Here is a 19,662-nt window from a genome sequence, read left to right on the forward strand (position 1 = left end):
GCGTAAATAACGCAAATTTACCCTACGCAGAATCTCCGCTTTTTTCATACTCCAAAACGGACAAAAATATCGTGGTAATCGTGCTTGATATGTTTAGCGGTTCGCATACGCCTTTTATTTTCACGCAGTTTCCGCACCTAAAAAGCGCATTAGATGGATTTACGCTTTTTCCAAACGCGATTTCTTCGGGTAATGCGACAATGCAAACGATGGCAACGCTCATCGGCGGGGAGCATTACGCGGTTTATAATATGAATAAAAGGGCGCAGAATCTCGCAGAGCAAATAGATTCTGCGTTTATAAGCACTGCAAATGCCTTTGCGGATGGCGGATTTCAAACTTCGCTTTTGCCATTTGTAGCGACAAATATTCAAAATATTGCGCCAAAGTTTCGCAGTGAGGTTTTCGCCATTAGTGCGAGTAGCAGGGCGTTTGATGAGTATTATCAGCGCAGAGAAAATCTACTTAAAAAAAATATTTATCGAAGCGTTTTAGGGACGCAAATCGCGCTACTGCTGAACTTTGGACTATTCAAATTCGCCCCAGAGTATCCATTTCGCGCAAAAATTTATCGAGATGTGGATGGTTGGATGGTAGATTCTGCGAAGCAAAGGACGCTAAATGCGATGAGTGCGATAAGTTACTCTGCTAGTTTTTACGCATTTACGCAGAATCTGCGCGTAGATTCTGCGAAACCGACTTTTAAATTTATCCACTCGATGATTACGCATTATCCACTCGCGCGATATTTTGATGGGCGGAGTTGCGACTTTTTTAGCGCAAAAACGGCGTGGGATGACTTCCCGCACACAGCGCAGATGAATTATGAAAGTGCGATGGATGCGCGAGATTCATATCAGCATTATGACACCGAAGCGTGTGCCTTGCATTATTTGCGCGATTTCGTGAAAAATCTCAAAAATGCGGGGATTTATGATAACACGCAGATTTTGGTTGTGAGCGACCACGGCGGATATGATGCGATAAATATGCCAAGCGGCAATGCGGATGTGCTGTTTTTATTCAAGGATTTTGGGGTGCGTGGGGAGTTGAAGGTGGATAAGCGCTTGATGGCAAACTTTGATATTGTGAGCATTTTTTGTGCGAATCTAAAAGGCGGATGTCCAAATGTGCCGCCAAATATTTTGCAAAATTATCCGCAAAATAGGGAGTTACTTCACACGATTTTGTATTCGTGGCGATTGGAGCAAAATGAGGCAAATCGGTGGATAATTAGCGATGTGCTCAAAGTGCGGGGCGATATTTATAAGGCGGAGAATTGGGAGTTTGTGAATATGAAGTAGATTTGTGCGAATTTTGCTTTTAGATTCTGCGAAAATTTGGATTTTTTGCATTAGATTCTGCGATTTGACGAAAAACGCAGAATCTCGCACGAAAATCGCAGAATCTAATGTGTGGATTGCTTCGGCACTTCGTGCCTCGCAATGACGACTTTTTTTGAGATATTTCGCTTCGCTCAATATGACAATTTAAATTGGATTGCCACGACTTGCATTCGCAAGTCTCGCAATGACGAAATATTAAAATAATTTGCGTTAGCAAATTACAATCGAAGTAATGGCGGTGTGGCTTTGCACGAAGTTTGCCCCGTTGCTAGGAAATAGAACTAGTGGTTCATTGACGACGCAATGGGGCAAACTTCGTGTGAATTGCATACCCCAGAACAAATTGCCCCCAAAAATCATTCTTAAAACGAATACCCCATTGATAGATTCGCTAGTATCAACCTCCCCAAATCGCCTGATTGATAAATACTCTTTGAGCCGTCTTTTAGATACATTGTCGCACTTGCGCCAAGCGTGAGATTTTCTGTAACGGGGAAGTTTATGCCACCGCCCACGATATACGCGGTGCTATCGGGGATACCGATTTGCTCTTGCGGGACGGGGCTTTCATCATACGCCACGCTCCACATCATTGTGATGCCATTATCCATTCGGTATGTGAATCCCAAGCGATAGGCGTTTGTGTCCTTCCAGCCGTTGCCCATCGCCACTGCGTTATAATTTGCCATATCCATCATACTATCGATTTTCCCAGCCTTTATGAGTTGTGCGACAAGGCTATCGGGGTTTAGTGCGGTAAATGTGGGATTGCTGAAACTAAAATCAAACTTTTTCCCGCCACTCCACCAGATTTTTTCATAGACAAATTCGATGGTTAGATTGTAGATTCGCTGTGCTATGCCGACTTTGAGCTGTGCGGGGAGTTGCGTTTCTAACGCCAAATCTGCTTTCATATTCACATCGCCAATGGGGTCGCCTATGTAAGTATCCGCGTCCAATTTGCCCTTAAACTTAAACTTCACAGGCGAATCAAACACCACACTTGCGCTAAGCGCGTAGTTTTTTGTATTTATGGGGCGATAGGTTATTCCAGCGCGATAGCCAAACGCCAAATCCGCGCCATTGCTTCGCTGCTCGACTTTGGTAGAGCCCTGCAAAATCGTCTTTATATCCATATCGCCCATACCAAAGGCATTTGCGACTTCTTTTGCGCCCCAAAGGTGCTTATATCCGCGCGGTGCGCCGTTTTCATCTTTTTCGGTGGGGTTTGGATAGTTGCAAGGTCCCGGGTCGCCTGTTTGCGGAGAGCCATCAAAGTTATACACCGTGCCCGTGTAGCAATTCACATATAGCGAATTTACGCCAAGCTCGTTTTTCAGCCTATCTAACTCGCTGTAATTCATATTTTGACAGCCAAAAAAGACAGACCAGCCGTTGCGATTGTTAATGCAGTAATTTACGCCATTTACGAATTTAAATCCTGTCGCCTCTTTGCCATTTGGCAGAGTGGTTTTGTAAGTGCGGTAAGGCACGGGATTAAAGTAGGTAGGGAGGCAAATCGTATCCTCATTCGCGCAAGTTTTGTCATTATATTTCCAGCTTAAATTGCCATTTTTCCACTCATTTTGGTAAAAATTCCAATTTTCCTTCATTATCGCATTTGCAGAATCTACGCGCTTATTATACTCGGCGATTTTTTTATAATCGCCCAAAGTGCCGACATTTGGCAGTCCAAACCACCGCTCGGGATTGAAAAGCGTAGGATTATTATACCGCTCTCTATTATTCCAATGCGCCCCGCCACCGACAAAAAATCCCGCAAATCCGCCCATATTTTGCGCGTTATTGATATTATCTATCAGCTCTTTCATCACAGGCGGGATTAGCGCGTCAGGGATTGAATCAAAATCTTGCAATTTTAGCAACACATCGCCTTGCAGTGGGACATAAACGGTGTTATTAAAATTCCCCATTCCATATAAGATTCGCGGGCTAAAACCAATCGAAATTATCTCGCGGAATTGATAAGAAATCGCAGGGCTAAGCTCTAAAATCGCAATCATTACATCTTTTAGAAAATCTCCCGCTTCGCCATTCCAAGTCATCGCCAAACCGCTAGGCGCAGTAAATGCAAGTCCAGCGTTGAATCCGCCCCCGCCGTAGTTTAAAAAACTCTCACTCTTATAAAACACCTTTGGCACGGGGAAAATAGTCGTATCCGCGCTCCCATCGACCATCGCACCATTTGCGCTGTAACCAAAAGTGCCGTGCTGATTTGGGACGGCGTGTTGCACGACAATGGGATTTTTCAGCGTATCAAGTCCGTTAATCCCAAAAAACTTCGCAACCGCCGCCAGAGTATCGTCTATGGGGGGCTTCATAGAGCCGTCATTTTGCAAATAGCCCATATAAGTGCTTGAAGTAAGCCCCCAATTTATGCTACCCTCGCCGATTTGCTTTGTGCGCGTGTCAGTGGTAAAGTTAAAGCCGGGTATATAAATCGCCGTGAGACTCACCTCCAAATCGTGCTTGTCTTTTCGAATGCCGTCCAAAAAGCCCATATTTGCGGGATTAAAATAGCTCGAATCTGCCCCATAAGCAGCCGCCACATACGCGCTACTAAGCGCGATAGAGCGCAGACTTTGCTCATTTATCTTAAAGCCAGAAGCGTGAATCTGCACCGACAACAAAGCTAGTATCACAAGAGCTATTCGAAACATTTTTGCGCTTTATCTCCCCAAAAATTTATCTCCAAAAAAATTGCAAAAAAGTTAAGCATTATAGCAAAATAAAATTATTTTCGCTATAATCCGCAGTTATGAGTAAAAAAGACGATGTTAAGGCGAAAGTCAAATTTTTTCAAGGTTTTATTATGTTGTTTGTAGCCACGCTATTTGCGATATTTGGCTACACGGCGACACATTACAAAGAATTTGACTTGGCGTCTAGGGATAGGCGTTGCAATAGGCATTATCCTATTATCTATTGCGATTTGGATTTTTGTGAAATTATTTTTGCAATATACAAAGAAATTAAGGAAATTAAAATGATTGGAATTTTTGTTTTGATATTTGCGTTTGTGGCGTGTGCTTGGTCGCTATTTTATATCGCTTATGCTGTGGGCGGGGATTTAAAGGATTAGATTCACGCTAAATCGCAGAATCTGCGATATTTTCTACCTCAAATCTACAAATCTTTTATCCGCCAAATATTTCGCCCTTTCATCGCCACCTATAAAATTAAGATTACCATTTTTGTCCCTGCCCTGCCTTGCATTGTGCCTTTTGCAGTATTCATCCAAACTATGAATTTGCAAAAAATCCACCTTTTGCGCGAGCGCAGAATCCACAAAAAATAGATTTGTTCCGCTAGATTCTGCGCCAATAAATTTCATCCCTTTTTTCTCACCAAGTGCGATAAGTGCGCAAATGCTCGCCCCAAAATACAATCCACTATAATCCGCGCTAAATCGCTCAAACTCCGCGCTGTAAGGCACACTTTTAGATTCTGCGCTACCCAAAAGCGCATTATATTCCACAATCACAATCGCAGGGCGGACGCACTCTATCGCCTCCCACACGAAGTAATCCACGCCATCAATATCCACACTCAAAACCGCGACATTTGATAATTTCGCAGAATCCATCCAATTTTTTATAATCTCATTTATGTTTTCACGCGTGATAAAGGCGCACTTCGCGCATAAATCAAACTTCCAATAAATCTCATCATTCCGTATAAAATCAACATTTTTTGCGCTCCCATCGATGACTAATCCCCTAAAATTGCGCTTTTTGAGCAAATATCGTGTATTGCTTTCGCTGTAATTTTGCACGCCAAACTCCACAAACGCCCTTGGATACGCGCTATTTTCCAAATCCAAAATTTCGATTAAAAAGTCGATTATGCCATCCTCGCCATTTTGTGAATACGCGCTAAATTCGAAGTTTTCTATGCTGATTGTTGCGGGAGATTTGGTGGAAGATTCTGCGGATTTGGTGGATTTTACGGGAGATTCTGCGTTTTTTAATCTATTCTGCCCCCCCCCTATTTGCACTTAAAAAATTATGCAAAAATTCCATATTTTTTCGCGCCAAAATCGCAGAATCTAACATTATAATTTTGTCTAATTTAGCATTGATTTCACGGGTGAAAAAATGGTAGATTCTGCGCTTTATACGCATTAAAAATGATTTCATATAACACTCCAAATTTCAAAAAATAAATGGCAATTTTATCTAAAAATAAGCAAAACTTCACGCAAATCTAAAAACCAAAATATGCAGTTTAGATTTAGTTTGGATTTAGTTTAGGTTCGTTTAGATTCGCATTTTGTGCGAATCTAAAAAATTTATCGTTTATGAACCTCATTTGTGTAGAATCTCACAGATTCTACGCCCTCTTTTTGCGCCCACTCAAATGCGCTACTTACAAACGCCCAATTTATGTGCGCAAAATACTTCTCCAAATACGCAGGACGCGCATTTTTGTGGTCGATATAGTATGCGTGTTCCCACACATCTACCACAAGCACGGGGATTTTGTCCTCTGTGATGGGCGTTTGCGCGTTGCTAGTTTGGATAATTTCTAGCTTTTTATTCGCAGGATTATACGCAAGCCAACACCAGCCCGAGCCAAAAAGCGTAGTGGCAGCGTTCAAAAACTTCTCTTTAAACGCCTCCACACTGCCAAATTCTGCCTCAATCGCGCTTTTTAGCTCCGCACTCATCGCCAAATCGCCCTTTGGCGCGATGCAATCCCAATAAAAATCGTGATTATACACCTGCGCCGCGTTGTTAAAGACGCCTCCACTTGCCTTTTTGATGATATCATACAGCTCTGCGCCTTCAAACTCGCCACCTTTGATAAGGTTGTTTAGATTATTGACATAAGTTTGGTGGTGTTTGCCGTAGTGAAAATCAAAGGTAACGGGGCTTAAAAAGTCCCCAAAGCCGTCTTTTTCGTAGGGTAATTTTCGTAGTTCAAACATTATTTTTCTCCTTAACTTTAAAAATATTTTTTTTAGCGCGTTTGATTTGCGACTAAAATTTGCAATTATAGGCAAAATTCCTTGCATTTTCTTTGAAATGCGATAATTTTTTGCAAATTTTGCAATTTCACACACGAAAATGCACGATAAATCGCAGAATCTCGCCCCTGCCAAATCAACTTTTTTCAATCAATTTTTCTTAATCAACTCGCGCAATCTCATCGCGCACTCTTTTAACTCATCCAAATCTTTGCACTCGCCAAAATACTCGCAAAACGCCTCTTTCGCAGAATCTAGCGCATCAAACGCCTCTATTGCCTTAATGCCGTCTTTTGTTAGCCTCGTTCCGCTGCCGCCCTTCCCACCGATAAATCGCTCCACAAGTGCATCGTCGCTTAGATTATTTATCGCATCGACACTATCCCACGCCGCTTTGTAGCTCATCTTCATTTTTTTGGCACTTTGGGAGATTGAGCCCGTTTGCGCCACACCTCGCAGAATCTCAACTCGCCCCACGCCTAAATAATTTTTATTATCTTTTTTTACCCAGATTCTGCTACAAACTTGCATTTTGCGCCTTTTAGTCGAAAAATAAATTGACTTTGTGTCGCTTTTTTTCTTTATACATTAGTGCGTCTGCTTCGATTATGCAGTCTTGGATATTTGCGCCACTGCGATATTCAATCACGCCCTTGCTTACGCTGATTGTGTATGGAAACTTGCCTTTTACATTTTTGTTGTCAAAATCGCTTTGGATTGCCTTCCAAATGCGCTCAATATCGCTCATATTGCGATTTATGAAAATAATCAAAAATTCATCTCCGCCTATGCGGATTATCATCTCATCTTTTTTAATGTGCGATTTTATCGTGGCAATGGTGATTGAGATGAGTTCATCGCCAAATTTATGTCCTAATTTATCATTCGTCTTTTTTAAATTATCAATATCCACTAGGCAAATATGAAGCGAGTTGAAAAATCGCCTAAAAAATATCCCCCTTACAAAAAAGCGATTTAGCGCACTTTTATTTGCCAAACTATAAAAATGCGTAAGTTTTTCTAGCAGTTGAAATCCTCGTCTGCGATTATATGCGCCGGTGAGCTGGTCGGTGTTTGCAAGCAGACTATTTTTAATCCGCCCGATGATGATAATATACATCACAACACTTGTAAAAGTTATGAAAAAATATCCAATAATCCAATATGAAATCCTATCTTTGAAATCCACATATTTTATAAACGCACGAATGCTATCAATGTGATATGGACTATCTTTTTTATCAATCGTCATCATCGATAAAAAATACAAATCCCCCGTTTCGATTACAAATTCATTTACCTTTTTCTCCGGCACGAGCAGTTTATATGTGAAAAGCGCAGAATCTGTCCTAAACTGCCCTTCATTTTTTTCCTGTATTTTTTCCCACTCTTTTGGATATAAAAATCCAAAAGTTTTATTACCCAAATAAATGCTGTTTATATCGCTATTATTTAGCACAAAACTATCTTGCGAGATAAGATACATATCGCTAATATCTATAAACGCATTCACATCCAAATATCCCACGATATATCCTTCAATTGCGCCATTTGTGACGATTGGATAACTCAAAATGCGGTAAGTTGTAAGCGTGTGTGTGTCATAAAGAATGGTGGATTTTATGGTTTGCGTTTTTTTGTGCGGTTTGAAAGTAAAGATTTTCGCTAGATTTGGGTTGTTTGAGTAGATGAACTTCCCATCATTATTCATAATACCCACAAAATCATACATTACACTTTTTGGCAAAAACTTAATCAACTTCTCTTTATCGCTTTTGTAAATATGCTCTAACAATCGCGCAGTGTCTATAAAATATCGCAATTGACGGAAATTCACAGATTCTGCGATATTTGCCGTGCGGGAAATGTGAGTGGATATCATCTGCTCTTTGCGGTTTAACTCCGCCTTAATGGCGTCAGTTCGATTTATGTAAAATAAAATCAAATAAAAAATCGTAAATGCCGTTAGGATAAACATTAAAATATGAATATATTGCCTTGCGATTGAGCGTCTCATTATGCGCCTTTTGTGATGGGATTGCTGATTGCTTCGCCGATGAAAAATCCTTGCGAAAATTCAATGCCTAGATTCTGCGTTAGATTCTGCGTGACTTTTGAGTGCACATGCTCAGCAATGCACTGCACGCCGATATTTCGCGCAAACTCCGTAACCGAGCGGACGATTTTGTGACTGATGGGATTTGCGTCCATATTTTTGATAAATCGCCCATCGATTTTTATGTAGTCAATTTGCATTTTGATTAACCGCCCGAAGTTTGAGTTTGCATACCCAAAGTCATCCACCGCGATTTTAAATCCCATATCTTTCAAAATCAAAATATTGTTAATTATCAAATCATCATCATCAAACTCAATATCTTCAAGCAACTCAATAATTATGCGTTTAGGGTTGATGCCGTGCTTTTTGCAGCGATTGCGGATATAGTCAATCATCTGCGTATCGCGGATATCCTCTTCTGTGATATTGATTGAAAATTCAAAATTATTTTTTGAAAAAGTTTGAAAACTATGATTTATAATCGAATATGTAATACTTCGCATAAATCCCATTCTCCGCACTTGCTCCAAAAAATCAAATGGATACAAAACTCTATCATTTTTCTCATCAAGCAATCTTGCCAAGCACTCAAATTTCGTCACTTTTTGCAAAGCATTATCAAAAATCGGTTGATAAAATGGGATGATATTTCCGCTCTGCACGGCATTTTTTATAAGTGCGTTATACTCAATCTCTTTGCTTTGCTGCTCTTTGAAAATCTCATCATTTATATCCAAAAAATACACTTTTGAAAATAACTTTTTGGCACATTTAATCGCGCTAAATGCCTTTGGCATAATGATATCCGCCCCGCCAATCACAAGTCCGCTAGAAATCGTCACATCCACTTCGCTTAAATTCGTGCAGGACTTTCGCTCAATTATTAGTGTCTTTAAAATATGCGCAAATTCAATGCCCCGCCTCGCATCCACTTCGCCAAACAAAATGCAATATTTATCATCAGATATTTGGAAAAACTTCGCCCCCAAAGGCAAGATTTCATTTATCACACCCAAAATCTCTTCACCTGCTTTTGTCACGATATTTGGCGCATAGATGGAAAACCACTCATCCAAATCCTCCATCTCAAAAAGCAGCAGCATTACTTCCCTATCGCGCGGATAGTCCGCCAAATAATACAGCAACGCCTGCCTATCAAACAAATAATCAAAAAATTCTCGCCCTTTTACGCCCTGCCTAAATGGTATCATTCTAACGCCTTATTTAAAAGATTGCTTTCTAACTCTTGAAATCGCATTCGCATCGCATCAACTTGCTCTTTTTGGATTGGTTGCTGTGTATTATAACTATTTGTAGATGAATTTTGCGACTTTTTTGCAGAATCTTTTGGTGGATTCTGCGAATTTTTAAGATTTGGCGGAATTTCGCCCGCAGGCATTTTGATAAATTTATCCTCGTAGTTTTTCCCCTCGCCCCTATGGCGGATGAAAATATCGCCACTTATATTGTTATAAATGTAAGTATCCTCGCCGTCATTAAACATTACCCACGCGCCAAATAAATGCGTCCAAACCACCGCCATAAAAATCAATATTTTCATAATTTTCCTCCAAAGATTCTGCGAAATTCCCTTGCGTTGCCATTGCCTACGCCCTTTTTCCGTCATTGCGAGATTTTGCGTAGCAAAATCGTGGCAATCCATTATTTTGTCATTTTGAGCCGTAGGCGAAAAATCTCTTTTGTTTTGAGATATTTCGCTTTGCTCAATATGACAAGATTTATTAGATTCTGCGATTTTATCACAAAACGCAGAATCTAGCAAATTCTCCCCCTCCCAAATGCACGCGGGGGATTAAGTGGGTGGGTAATTTTCGCATTAGATTCTGCGTTTTTAGTTTCATTCGCAGAATCTGCGACAGATTCGCCATTTTGATTTTTAGATTCGTTTATTTCTTTTCGCAAAAAGGGCTGCACCCCCCCCCTACCCCGCTCCCCCGACCATTAAATTGTGTCCCAAAAGCTCACGCTTTTTCGCTTTTAGGGGGAGAGCCTCGCTTAATCCGCTTCTAGCAAAAAATCGGCGGTTGCACTACTGCAACCTTGAATCCGATTTTTTGCACCACGAAGCGGGCGAGATTCGGGTGCTTCGCACGGATTATTTTTTTGGATTGCCACGCTCGCTTCGCTCACTCGCAATGACGAATAGATTTTTCCTCCCTTGCGGAGAAAATTCCCACAAATTCCCCCTCCCTTGCGGAGGGGGATTAAGGGGGTGGGTTTTTTAGATTCTGCGAATTATTTTGCATTTTCCAATTTCTCATATAAGTCCAAAATCTCCCTTTTTTTCGCGTAAAAACTATTTTGATTTGCGATTAAATACGCACTTGACTCCATAATAACTTCATCGACTTTTAGATTGTGCTGTTTCATCGTGCTTCCCGTCTCCACAATATCCACGATTGCATCCGCCAATCCCACAAGTGGCGCAAGTTCAATCGAACCATAAAGTTTTATAATCTCTGTCGCCACCGCTTTTTTGGAGAAAAATTCGCGCGTTATGTTTGGCATTTTGGTAGCGATTTTAATCTGCGGTTTGTTAAAGTCCAAAACTTCGCCATTTTTTGAACCAAGCACAACCTTGCACTTGCCGATTTCCAAATCCAAAAGGCGAATAATATCGCATTTATTTTCCTCCAAAACATCCAATCCCACAATGCCTAAATCCGCCGCTTGGTGCAAAACATAACTTGGCACATCTTGATTTCGCACGAGCAAAAAGCGAAAATCGCCCTTTTGCAAAATGAGTTTCCTATCCAAAAAGCAAAATTCATCATCAAATATCCGCCCAATCATCGCCAAAACTTCATCTGCGATTCTGCCCTTTGGCAGTGCGATTGTAATCATCTTTTCCCCTTGTTTATTGCTTTTGTCATCCCTTTGAAAATTAGCGTGCTATCAAAAATCGCATTACTAAAAAACTGCGCTAAAAATTTCCCATCGCCACCTGTGAAATAAATCGCAGAATCTTTTGCAATATCGCCAATATTTAGCACAATGCTTTTTAGCGTCCCGTAACTAATCGCATCTCGCGTATTTTGCGGAATGCAATCAAGCGAAACACCTAAATTAAAATCAACGCTCAGCACCTCGATTTTTGAAAACATTCTTTTATAACTCTCAATGCCGGGCATTATATATCCGCCCAAATGCACGCCCTTGCGGATGATATCGATTGTGATGGCACTTCCTGCATCCACTATTATGCCCTCATCCACGCCAAAGCACGCCGCCTTTCTATCAATCCCCAAACCTTCATAAATCGTATCAAGCGTAATTAGCGGGGCGATATTTTCGCAATTATTGTGCGTTTCTAATAACTTTTTTTCACTTCTAGGATTTACGGAGATATAGTAAATGCGGTAATTTTCATTTTTTTTGGTTAGGGCGTTAAATCCCTCTTTCCAAACTCTGCCTTTGTAATAAAAGTGAAAAAAGGAATTCCCAATATCGCACAAAAGCATCGCTACTTCACTTTTATGATTTTGTTATCATAATAGATGATTTTATCTGTCGCAAAACTGCTTTTATACGCGCCAATGTTGATTTTATAAATGCTATCGCTAAAATCTTTTGGATGGATTTTTATCAAAAATCCCTGCGATTCTAATGCGTAAATATATTCATTCACCGCAAGCGAAGATAGCGTGGCAAAGGGGAATTTCTTTTTATTGAGTTCATTTAAAAGCAAATCTAGCATTATAACTTCGCCCTCCAAACTCAAAATATAAATTTTGTCATTTTTATGCAAAATGTCATTGATATTCACCGCGTAATTAAACTCTTTTCCGCTCACTATCGTGCTAACCTTGCTATTTGTCGCGGCGATTAGATTTTCGCCCTTTACGCTTAAATAAATGACATTGCCAAAATAATTTCCCCCGCCTAGCGTAATATTTCGCAGAATCTTATAGTTATTCGCGCTCACCACGAGCAGTCTCGCATCTAACATAGGAAAAATAATCGTAGAATCCAAAAAATACGGCGAGGCATTTTTCGCACTTATGGCATAAACGCTTCCGCCTTTATCGATGAAAAGTTGCTCATTTGTCTTTGTATCCCACAAAATCGCCGTATTATTCGCAAGCACCACCGCCAAAATATCGCCCTTCACACTCGCACTCAACGGCATAAACTCAAATTCAAAACTTTTCAAAATCTTCCCATCACTGCTTAAAAAATGCACGCTATTATTGCTGTAATCTCCCACAACTATCGCAGAATCTGCCACATTTAAAAATAAATAGTTTTCATTTAATCTCGCCTCAAAAATGCCTTTTTTTGTCACAAGTGCGCCATTTTCCAAAACCGCGCCATTTTTATTTGCCAAAACAATATCGCTTGGCAGTTTGTCATAAATCTCAAATTCGCCACTTATCATTTCCTTTTGTGGCGTGAAATATTGCTTTTCACTGCACCCAAAAAACAAAAGCGCAATCGCCAAAAAAACTATTTTCATTTATGTTCCTTATGCAAGTTGATTGTCGAGTGGTAGAGCAAATCTACCAATTCTTTCAGCGCAGAATCGCTTGAAATCGCACTCAAAATATTTTTTGCCTCGCTGATTTTGCCCTCTTTTAGCAAAATATATGCTTCCTGCACTTTGGCAAAATCGCCGATGGCAAACTTCCCACTTTTGCTTAACGCCCCCGCATCGCGCTCAAAAGAGGCAAAATGATAGTTCGCCAAAAACTGCGCCAAATCGCTTTCTGCGCCTTTTTTGTCCGCATTTTGCGCGACTTCTTGCAGTTGCGCGATATTGCCATTATTTAGCGCGTCTTTTAGCAAAAATAATTCATATAAATTTTTATTGCTTTTTTGCAAGTCCGCGCGGAGATTTTCATCGCTTGGATTTTCAAGCAGTTTTTCCAAAATCGCACTTGATTTTTTTGCATTAGATTCTGCGATATAATTTTTTATCCCAAGCACCGCAAAAAGCGCAATTACCGCAATTACCGCGCCCCAAATAATATGCCGATACCGCCGATACAAAATCTCTAATTTAAACGCACCTTCGATGATTTTCTCATCACTGCTAAATTCATTTTTTATGAAATTTAGATTATTTTTTATGCTCATTTTATTTCCTTAAATGTGATTTTTGGATTCTGCGTTTTTGTGGCAGATTCTGCGAATTTCCCGTCATTGTCATTGCGAGATTTTGCGTAGCAAAATCGTGGCAATCCAAAAATCCCCCCTCCCTTGCGGAGGTTTTCGCCTTTTGTTCCCCCTCCCTTGCGGAGGGGGCTAGGGGGTGGGTAGATTCTGCGTTTTTCGCGTGAATCGCAGAATCTAATTTGCTATTTTCCGTCATTGCGAGATTTTGCGTAGCAAAATCGTGGCAATCCACATTAAAATCATCGTGCGAAGCACCCTTAATCTCGCCCGCTTCGTGGTGCAAAAAATCGGATTCAAACGAGCAGTAGTGCGAGTGCCGATTTTTTGCTAGAAGCGGATTAAGCGAGGCTCTCCCCCCTAAAAGCGAAAAAGCGGCTGCTTTTTGGCGCGTAGGGGGAGCGGGGTGGGGGGTGCAGCCCTTTTGCGAAAAAGAAATGAACTTCAAAAAGTGTTTTGGCGATGGATTTACAGAATCCAAAAGAGACACTTCGCTTCGCTCAAAATGACAAATTGATTTGGATTGCCACGATTCTGCATTCGCAGAATCTCGCAATGACGAAGTATTCGCAAAAATTCCCGTGCGAGTCGCAGAATCTAAATTCGCAGAATCTGCATTTTGGATTGCCACGCTCGCTTCGCTCACTCGCAATGACGAAGTTAGGACAGATTCTGCAAATTTTTGATTTTTTTTCACTAGATTCTGCGAATTTATATTAGTTTCTGCGATTTTCGCGTGAAACGCAGAATCTAATTTGCCATTTTCCGTCATTGCGAGATTCTGCGAAGCAGAATCGTGGCAATCCATTTTATTTTTTGCGAATTGCTTTGTTGTTTTCGCTTCGCTCAATCCGTAGGATTGGATAAAGAAACTTCGGCTTTGCCTTGTTTTGCGAACGAAGTGAAGCAACCAAATGACAAATGAAGTAGATTCTGCGTTTTTGCGTAAGATTCTGCGATTCGCAGAATCTGCGAAATGTTTCCCTAAAAGCAAAAAAGGCGCAGTATCCCATAAAGGCACATTAAGCATCCCAAACGGCGCACACCTAAATCCCCGTGCTGCCAAATCCGCCCTCCCCTCTTTTCGTAGAATCTAGCTCATCGCTTAACGCAAAGTCCGCCAAAAACACCTGCGCCAAAACCGCCTGCGCGATTCTATCGCCCTTTTTTATCTCAAACTTTTCTTTTCCAAAGTTAAACAAAATCACCATAATTTCCCCGCGATAGTCGCTATCAATCGTGCCGGGCGTGTTTAAAACGCTAATGCCGTTCTTAAACGCAAGTCCGCTTCGTGGGCGCACCTGCACTTCGTAACCTTGCGGGATTTCAAAGGCAAGTCCCGTTTTCACCGCGCAAAATCCCCCGGGCAAAATCTCGCTAGATTCTACGCTATGCAAGTCAAATCCCGCAGCACCCGCACTTTGATACTTTGGCAAAATCGCAGAATCTACCAATTTTTTCACCTTTATTTTCACAGCTCAATCTCCCTATAAAAAATCTCCGCAATCTCAAATTCACTCTCGCCACGCGGCAGTTTGATACTCACCTCATCGCCCACACTTTTCCCAATAATGCTTTTTGCAATGGGCGAGTGAAAGGAAATGTAGCCATTCTCCGGCGCACTTTCATACGAACCTACAATCGTATATTCAAATTCCTTTTCGCTCTCAACCTCCACTAACCGCACCGTGCTCCCAAAGCTAACGCTTTTATGCGCGCTCTTTGATGGGTCGATAATCTTAATATTCGCCAAAATCTCGCTCAGCTCGGCAATCCGCGCTTCGATAAACGCCTGCTTCTCGCGCGCCGCGTGATATTCGGCATTTTCCTTCAAGTCGCCGTGTGAGCGCGCGATATCAATCTCTTTAACGATATTTGGTCGCTCAACCTCTTTTAATTCCTTTAATTTCGCGCAAATCGCGTTGTATCCGCGCTCAGTCATTGGCTCTTGTCGCATTTTTGTCCCTTATTTGATTTTCGCTAAATTCTCGCAACTTGGCTTGTATCCGCTATCACACGCCTTTTTAAAGAGTGCCTGTGCTTTCTTTTTGTCGCGTTTTATACCGCCCTCATCGTTGTTGTAAATCACGCCCAAATTATTGCACCCCTGCATTTTCCCGCCATCGCACACTTGCTTAAATAGCGAAAAACTTTGCTTTACATCGCGCTTAACGCCATCTCCGCGATAATATTTCACGCCAAGCACATAGCATCCATCAAGCGATTTTAAATCACACGCCTTTTTGGCAAACGCCACGCCAAGCGCATAATCGCCCAAATCATCGCCATAAATTTCAGCAATATTCGCGCAAGATTTTGCGTCCTTATTTTGGCAGGGTTCAAGTAGCGATTTTATCGCATCTATTGCTTGTTTTGGGGACTTTTTTGGTTTTTTCGCTTCTTTTGTGCTGTCTTTTACGGGAGACTTTTTTTCTAGTGGATTTTTCGCAGAATCTGCGCCTTGTCCGCCCTTATTTGCGGAGGGGGCAAGTGTTTGTGTCGCAGAATCTGCCCCACACTCATCAATCGCGCAAGTCTCACTTGGCGCAGAATCCACCGCATTTGGCGTAAAATCCGCAGATTCTGCGCCTTGCGGTGCTTGTGGCAGTGGCATTTCCAAATCTTCCACTATTTGACTTCCACCGCCAAATCCCACAAGCGAGAGCAAACTATCCTTATATAAAAACCCCGTAACGCCCAGCACCACGACTAAAACAACCATATAAATTATCTTCTTTTTTGACTCCATCTCTACTTCCTTCACAAAAATTTATGAGATTTATAGCATAAATTTCATTTATAAATCATAAAGCAGTTTTGCAACCGCCTGTGCGCTACCTTTCTGCAAGTATTTTCGCAGTGCAGTAGATTTTTGCAAAAATTCATCTTTATTCGCAGAATCTAGCGCATTTAGCAGATTTTCCGCGCTCATCTCATCCTGCACCAATTCCGTGTGAAACGCAGAATCTTCCGCGATTTTCTCATACAAAATATTCGCCAAACCAATGTATTTGATTTTCAAAAAGCACCTCGCGATAAACGCCTCAAATGCGCGAGTTTTATACCCAAGCACAAATGGCGTCCCAATTAGCGCACACTCCAAAGTCGCCGTGCCCGAGCAAATAAAGGCAAAATCGCTTTGAAAAAGCGTCCTATGCGCATCAAAACTAATCTCAAAATCGCTCAAATCGCCGTAAATCTCGGCGAGATTCTGCCCTGCGAATTTGTGCGGGATGATTAAATGAAACTTCGGAGCGCGGCGCGTGGAATGCTGATTTTTGTCGCTAGATTCTGCGAATTTTATATTGTCATTCTGAGCGAGTGAAACGAGCGAAGAATCTCTATTTTTTTGAGATACTTCGCTTCGCGAAGTCAGACAATTCGCAGAATCTACTGCGTCATTTTCCGTCATTGCGAGATTTTGCGTAGCAAAATCGTGGCAATCCATTTTGTCATTCTGATCGGAGTGCGAAGTGCGAAGCGAAAAATCTATTTTTAGATTCTGCGCTTTTATATGGGATTCTGCGCTTTTCATTTCATTCGCAGAATCTGCGATAGTTTCGTTATTTTGTTTATTTGATTCGTTTGTTTTTTCTCGCAAAAGGGCTGCACCCCCCGCCCCGCTCCCCCTACGCGCCAAAAGCTGCCGCTTTTCGCTTTTAGGGGGAGTGCCTCGCTTTTCCGCTTCTAGCAAAAAATCGGCGGTTGCACTACTGCAACCTTGCTCCCGATTTTTTGCACCACGAAGCGGGCGAGATTCGGGTGCTTCGCACGGATTTTGTTTGGATTGCTTCGTTGCACTCGCTTCGCTTCGTGCGCCTCGCAATGACGAATCTATTTTAGATTCTGCGAATTGCGCTTGATTTGCAGAATCTGCTCGCTTTTTTAAAATATCCTTTACCTGCCGAAAAATGGGGAAAATGCGCCGAATTTCACTCAATCGACTGCCGGGCATAAAGGCAAAAATCTCGCTAGATTCTGCGATTTTATAATTTTTCGTGCAAGTCGCAGAATCTCTAAAATATTTTATCTCATCCATCAGCGGATGCCCCACAAACTCCGCTTTTTTCGCATATCTCTCCACCTCAAAGGGCAAAATCGCACAAAGTTTATCGCAATATCGCTCCACCGCCTTCGCACGCCAAGCCTTCCACGCCCACACCTGCGGGAGAATGTAATACATAATTTTTCTTTGCGGAGCGATTTTTTTAATCTTTTTTGCAAGGGGGAGGTTAAACGAACTGCTATCCATAAGCAAAATTTTATCGGCGGAAATGGCGAGATTTAGGCACTTTTTCCGCAAGTCCAAAAAAAATCGCATTTTTTTCAAAACATCCACAAATCCCATCACGGCGACTTTGTTTATATCGCAGATGGATTTGCCGTTGATTGCGAATTGTTTTTGAGTCGCAGAATCTAAAATATTTTCATTAAAAATCCCGCATAGTTCGACATTTTCATACTTCGCCAATTCACGCAATAAATATCGCAAATGCACATTTGCAGAGTATTCAAGCGCGCTTACAAATAGCTTCATTTCGCACTTTTATCTTTCAAATCCCTAATTTCTTTCCGCAACTTGGTATTTTCCAAATCGCTATCAACTAACTGCGCCTTTATGGACTTCAACTCCCAGAGGCACTGCAAATATTTCTCCGCAATCTCCCTGCTATACACATCATCGGCGGGATTTGCCTTCACGACAATGCCATCTTTCAAGCGAATATCAACCTTTGCAAGTGGCGTAAGCGGGAGATTTTTCCGCAGGTTATCAATCGAGTCCGGCACGCTCTCCCTAATTTTCTCGCTTCTATCTTTTAGCAATTCTAACTCATCTTTTGCGCTTTTTATTTCCTCTTGCAGTGCCAAATACTCGCTTCGCAAGTCTTTTAGCGCGTTTTGCTCTTTGCTAATGTTGAACTCATAGTCATTTAGCTCATCTTTAAACTTCTGCATCTCATTTTCAAAAAACTCGACAATCTGCCACGACTCGCGGATATTTTCGACATTTTGTATAAATCGCTCAAACACGCCATCAAACTTTTGATTACCCATCATCCACCTTCCATTTCTAATCTTAGCAAATCTAACTCCATCCCTTTTGCTATCTCAACGCTTCTGCTTCCGCAAAAAATGCAAAGTCCGTATTCTAATCCCTTTGCCTTAAAGTTTGCATTGCAAGTTTGGCAGCGCAACTCAACTGCGATTCTGCGGACTTCTAACGCAGAATCTACGCAAATTTCGCTTTCTTTTTTAAACACCTCAAACGCGCTTTTTAATAGCTCCACCTCCACCGCGCTTCGCTCACCTACGGCGATTGTGATTTTGTGAATTTTTTTTGCGTTATTTTGGCGGGCGTTTTGCTCGCTTAGCTCGATTAAATGCTGGACTATGGAGTATTCGTGCATTATTTTGTCGCTTTTTTTGCTAGAAAAATGATGATTAAAATCACGCAAATGCCTATCGCAGGGAAAATATATGGATTTGAATATTTCTCATACACACGGCGCAAAGTCTCGCCCATCACAAAGGCACTCCCGCCAATCGCCCCCGCCCAAAGAAATGACGCTAGAATATTATACGCCATAAATTTTCTCCCGCTATACTTGCTAAACCCCACAACCATCGGCACTATCGTCTTTATGCCATATAAATATTTGTGAATGAAAATAATCCAAAAGTCAAATTTCTTAATCCAAATGTGGCTTAGCGCAATCTTTCGGCGGTGATTTTTTAGAAATCGCATAACTTCGCTTTTTTGATAGCGCGAGAGATAAAAAAGTGCCGATGAGCCGATGAGATTTGCAAATCCTGCCACAAAAATGCAAAGGGCGATATTTAGGGAGGCGGATTGGATACTTGATAAAATCCCCGCCGCCAAAAGCGCGACAAATCCCCCGCCAAGCGAGTAAAAAAACAAAATCACATAGCCCCACAAGCCAAGCGATTCGCTTAAAGTCTGCAAAAGTGAATCCATAAAAATCCTTTGCATAAATTGCATAAAATTGCACAAATTTTAAACGCGGATTTTAACATAGATTCTGCGAATTTTTGGCATAGATTCTGCAAACTCGCATTTATCGCACGAAAATCGCAGAATCTAATATTTTATGCTACAATTTCGCTTTTTTAAG

General features: G+C 41.4%; 26 protein-coding genes. 3 read left to right on the forward strand and 23 right to left on the reverse strand.

The window, feature by feature from the left end:
• A partial coding sequence (locus ACWIUE_RS06045; RefSeq protein WP_454135768.1) for a sulfatase-like hydrolase/transferase occupies positions 1-1,304 on the forward strand: 1,304 nt, incomplete at its 5' end.
• A 19-nt stretch (positions 1,305-1,323) separates the two neighbouring features.
• Here ACWIUE_RS06045 and ACWIUE_RS06050 read toward each other — a convergent pair.
• The 3 genes from ACWIUE_RS06050 to ACWIUE_RS06060 are packed head-to-tail and all read right to left on the reverse strand — an operon-like array spanning position 1,324 to position 4,027.
• Entirely contained in the window at positions 1,324-1,563 is a 240-nt protein-coding gene (locus ACWIUE_RS06050; RefSeq protein ID WP_454135770.1) for a hypothetical protein, read from the reverse strand.
• Complete coding sequence (locus tag ACWIUE_RS06055) at positions 1,557-1,688, reverse strand: hypothetical protein (RefSeq protein WP_454135771.1); 132 nt, start codon at positions 1,686-1,688, stop codon at positions 1,557-1,559. Before ACWIUE_RS06055 ends, ACWIUE_RS06050 begins: the two co-directional genes overlap by 7 nt.
• 20 nt (positions 1,689-1,708) lie before the next feature.
• A complete protein-coding gene (locus tag ACWIUE_RS06060) occupies positions 1,709-4,027 on the reverse strand; it encodes an outer membrane protein transport protein (RefSeq protein ID WP_454135773.1) in 2,319 nt (772 codons plus the stop codon).
• Between the two features lie 98 nt (positions 4,028-4,125).
• Here ACWIUE_RS06060 and ACWIUE_RS06065 point away from each other — a divergent pair, with 98 nt between their 5' ends.
• Positions 4,126-4,449, forward strand: coding sequence for a hypothetical protein (locus ACWIUE_RS06065; RefSeq protein WP_454135774.1), 324 nt, complete (start codon positions 4,126-4,128; stop codon positions 4,447-4,449).
• A gap of 33 nt (positions 4,450-4,482) precedes the next feature.
• On the opposite strand, the gene ACWIUE_RS06070 is transcribed toward ACWIUE_RS06065, so the two are convergent.
• The 20 genes from ACWIUE_RS06070 to ACWIUE_RS06165 form a co-directional block, all read right to left on the reverse strand.
• Positions 4,483-5,364: a hypothetical protein gene (locus ACWIUE_RS06070; RefSeq protein ID WP_454135776.1), complete on the reverse strand. Its 882-nt coding sequence runs from the start codon at positions 5,362-5,364 to the stop codon at positions 4,483-4,485.
• A complete protein-coding gene (locus ACWIUE_RS06075; RefSeq protein WP_454135777.1) occupies positions 5,339-5,506 on the reverse strand; it encodes a hypothetical protein in 168 nt (55 codons plus the stop codon). Before ACWIUE_RS06075 ends, ACWIUE_RS06070 begins: the two co-directional genes overlap by 26 nt.
• A 152-nt stretch (positions 5,507-5,658) precedes the next feature.
• Complete coding sequence (gene sodB / locus ACWIUE_RS06080; RefSeq protein ID WP_454135778.1) at positions 5,659-6,297, reverse strand: superoxide dismutase [Fe]; 639 nt, start codon at positions 6,295-6,297, stop codon at positions 5,659-5,661.
• Positions 6,298-6,486: 189 nt separating this feature from the next.
• Positions 6,487-6,867: a winged helix-turn-helix domain-containing protein gene (locus ACWIUE_RS06085; RefSeq protein WP_454135780.1), complete on the reverse strand. Its 381-nt coding sequence runs from the start codon at positions 6,865-6,867 to the stop codon at positions 6,487-6,489.
• 10 nt (positions 6,868-6,877) lie between these two features.
• Positions 6,878-8,353, reverse strand: coding sequence for a GGDEF domain-containing protein (locus tag ACWIUE_RS06090; RefSeq protein ID WP_454135782.1), 1,476 nt, complete (start codon positions 8,351-8,353; stop codon positions 6,878-6,880).
• On the reverse strand, positions 8,353-9,606 hold the full coding sequence (locus ACWIUE_RS06095) for an EAL domain-containing protein (RefSeq protein ID WP_454135784.1): 1,254 nt from the start codon (positions 9,604-9,606) through the stop codon (positions 8,353-8,355). Before ACWIUE_RS06095 ends, ACWIUE_RS06090 begins: the two co-directional genes overlap by 1 nt.
• Positions 9,603-10,178: a hypothetical protein gene (locus ACWIUE_RS06100; protein WP_454135786.1), complete on the reverse strand. Its 576-nt coding sequence runs from the start codon at positions 10,176-10,178 to the stop codon at positions 9,603-9,605. Before ACWIUE_RS06100 ends, ACWIUE_RS06095 begins: the two co-directional genes overlap by 4 nt.
• Entirely contained in the window at positions 10,172-10,330 is a 159-nt protein-coding gene (locus ACWIUE_RS06105; RefSeq protein ID WP_454135788.1) for a hypothetical protein, read from the reverse strand. Before ACWIUE_RS06105 ends, ACWIUE_RS06100 begins: the two co-directional genes overlap by 7 nt.
• Before the next feature lie 321 nt (positions 10,331-10,651).
• Positions 10,652-11,260 (reverse strand): ATP phosphoribosyltransferase, encoded by a 609-nt coding sequence (gene hisG, locus ACWIUE_RS06110; RefSeq protein WP_454135790.1) that lies wholly within the window; start codon positions 11,258-11,260, stop codon positions 10,652-10,654.
• Positions 11,257-11,877 carry a type III pantothenate kinase gene (locus ACWIUE_RS06115; protein WP_454135792.1) on the reverse strand — a complete coding sequence of 207 codons (621 nt, stop codon included), beginning with the start codon at positions 11,875-11,877 and terminating at the stop codon, positions 11,257-11,259. The genes hisG and ACWIUE_RS06115 overlap by 4 nt, the downstream gene beginning before the upstream one ends.
• 2 nt (positions 11,878-11,879) lie before the next feature.
• Positions 11,880-12,872, reverse strand: a complete 993-nt coding sequence (locus tag ACWIUE_RS06120) for a hypothetical protein (protein WP_454135794.1) — start codon at positions 12,870-12,872, stop codon at positions 11,880-11,882.
• Positions 12,869-13,492 (reverse strand): hypothetical protein, encoded by a 624-nt coding sequence (locus ACWIUE_RS06125; RefSeq protein WP_454135796.1) that lies wholly within the window; start codon positions 13,490-13,492, stop codon positions 12,869-12,871. Before ACWIUE_RS06125 ends, ACWIUE_RS06120 begins: the two co-directional genes overlap by 4 nt.
• A 1-nt stretch (position 13,493) precedes the next feature.
• The gene (locus ACWIUE_RS06130) at positions 13,494-14,594 is read right to left on the reverse strand and encodes a hypothetical protein (protein ID WP_454135798.1); all 1,101 of its coding nucleotides are present in this window, start codon (positions 14,592-14,594) and stop codon (positions 13,494-13,496) included.
• Positions 14,575-15,003, reverse strand: a complete 429-nt coding sequence (dut, locus tag ACWIUE_RS06135) for a dUTP diphosphatase (RefSeq protein ID WP_454135800.1) — start codon at positions 15,001-15,003, stop codon at positions 14,575-14,577. The genes ACWIUE_RS06130 and dut overlap by 20 nt, the downstream gene beginning before the upstream one ends.
• Positions 15,000-15,485, reverse strand: a complete 486-nt coding sequence (gene greA, locus ACWIUE_RS06140) for a transcription elongation factor GreA (protein WP_454135802.1) — start codon at positions 15,483-15,485, stop codon at positions 15,000-15,002. The genes dut and greA overlap by 4 nt, the downstream gene beginning before the upstream one ends.
• 9 nt (positions 15,486-15,494) lie before the next feature.
• Positions 15,495-16,277 carry a tetratricopeptide repeat protein gene (locus ACWIUE_RS06145; RefSeq protein WP_454135803.1) on the reverse strand — a complete coding sequence of 261 codons (783 nt, stop codon included), beginning with the start codon at positions 16,275-16,277 and terminating at the stop codon, positions 15,495-15,497.
• Positions 16,278-16,325: 48 nt separating this feature from the next.
• The gene (locus tag ACWIUE_RS06150) at positions 16,326-18,065 is read right to left on the reverse strand and encodes a hypothetical protein (protein WP_454135805.1); all 1,740 of its coding nucleotides are present in this window, start codon (positions 18,063-18,065) and stop codon (positions 16,326-16,328) included.
• Positions 18,062-18,586 carry a nickel-binding protein Mua gene (gene mua / locus ACWIUE_RS06155; protein WP_454135807.1) on the reverse strand — a complete coding sequence of 175 codons (525 nt, stop codon included), beginning with the start codon at positions 18,584-18,586 and terminating at the stop codon, positions 18,062-18,064. The genes ACWIUE_RS06150 and mua overlap by 4 nt, the downstream gene beginning before the upstream one ends.
• Positions 18,583-18,936, reverse strand: coding sequence for a hydrogenase/urease nickel incorporation protein HypA (hypA, locus tag ACWIUE_RS06160; RefSeq protein WP_454135809.1), 354 nt, complete (start codon positions 18,934-18,936; stop codon positions 18,583-18,585). The genes mua and hypA overlap by 4 nt, the downstream gene beginning before the upstream one ends.
• Positions 18,936-19,505 carry a DedA family protein gene (locus ACWIUE_RS06165; protein WP_454135810.1) on the reverse strand — a complete coding sequence of 190 codons (570 nt, stop codon included), beginning with the start codon at positions 19,503-19,505 and terminating at the stop codon, positions 18,936-18,938. Before ACWIUE_RS06165 ends, hypA begins: the two co-directional genes overlap by 1 nt.
• A gap of 18 nt (positions 19,506-19,523) precedes the next feature.
• Between ACWIUE_RS06165 and ACWIUE_RS06170 the strand changes: the two genes are divergently transcribed.
• Positions 19,524-19,661 (forward strand): hypothetical protein, encoded by a 138-nt coding sequence (locus ACWIUE_RS06170; protein WP_454135812.1) that lies wholly within the window; start codon positions 19,524-19,526, stop codon positions 19,659-19,661.
• Position 19,662: the final 1 nt, after the last annotated feature.

It is taken from the genome of Helicobacter sp. 23-1045 (assembly GCF_053654655.1).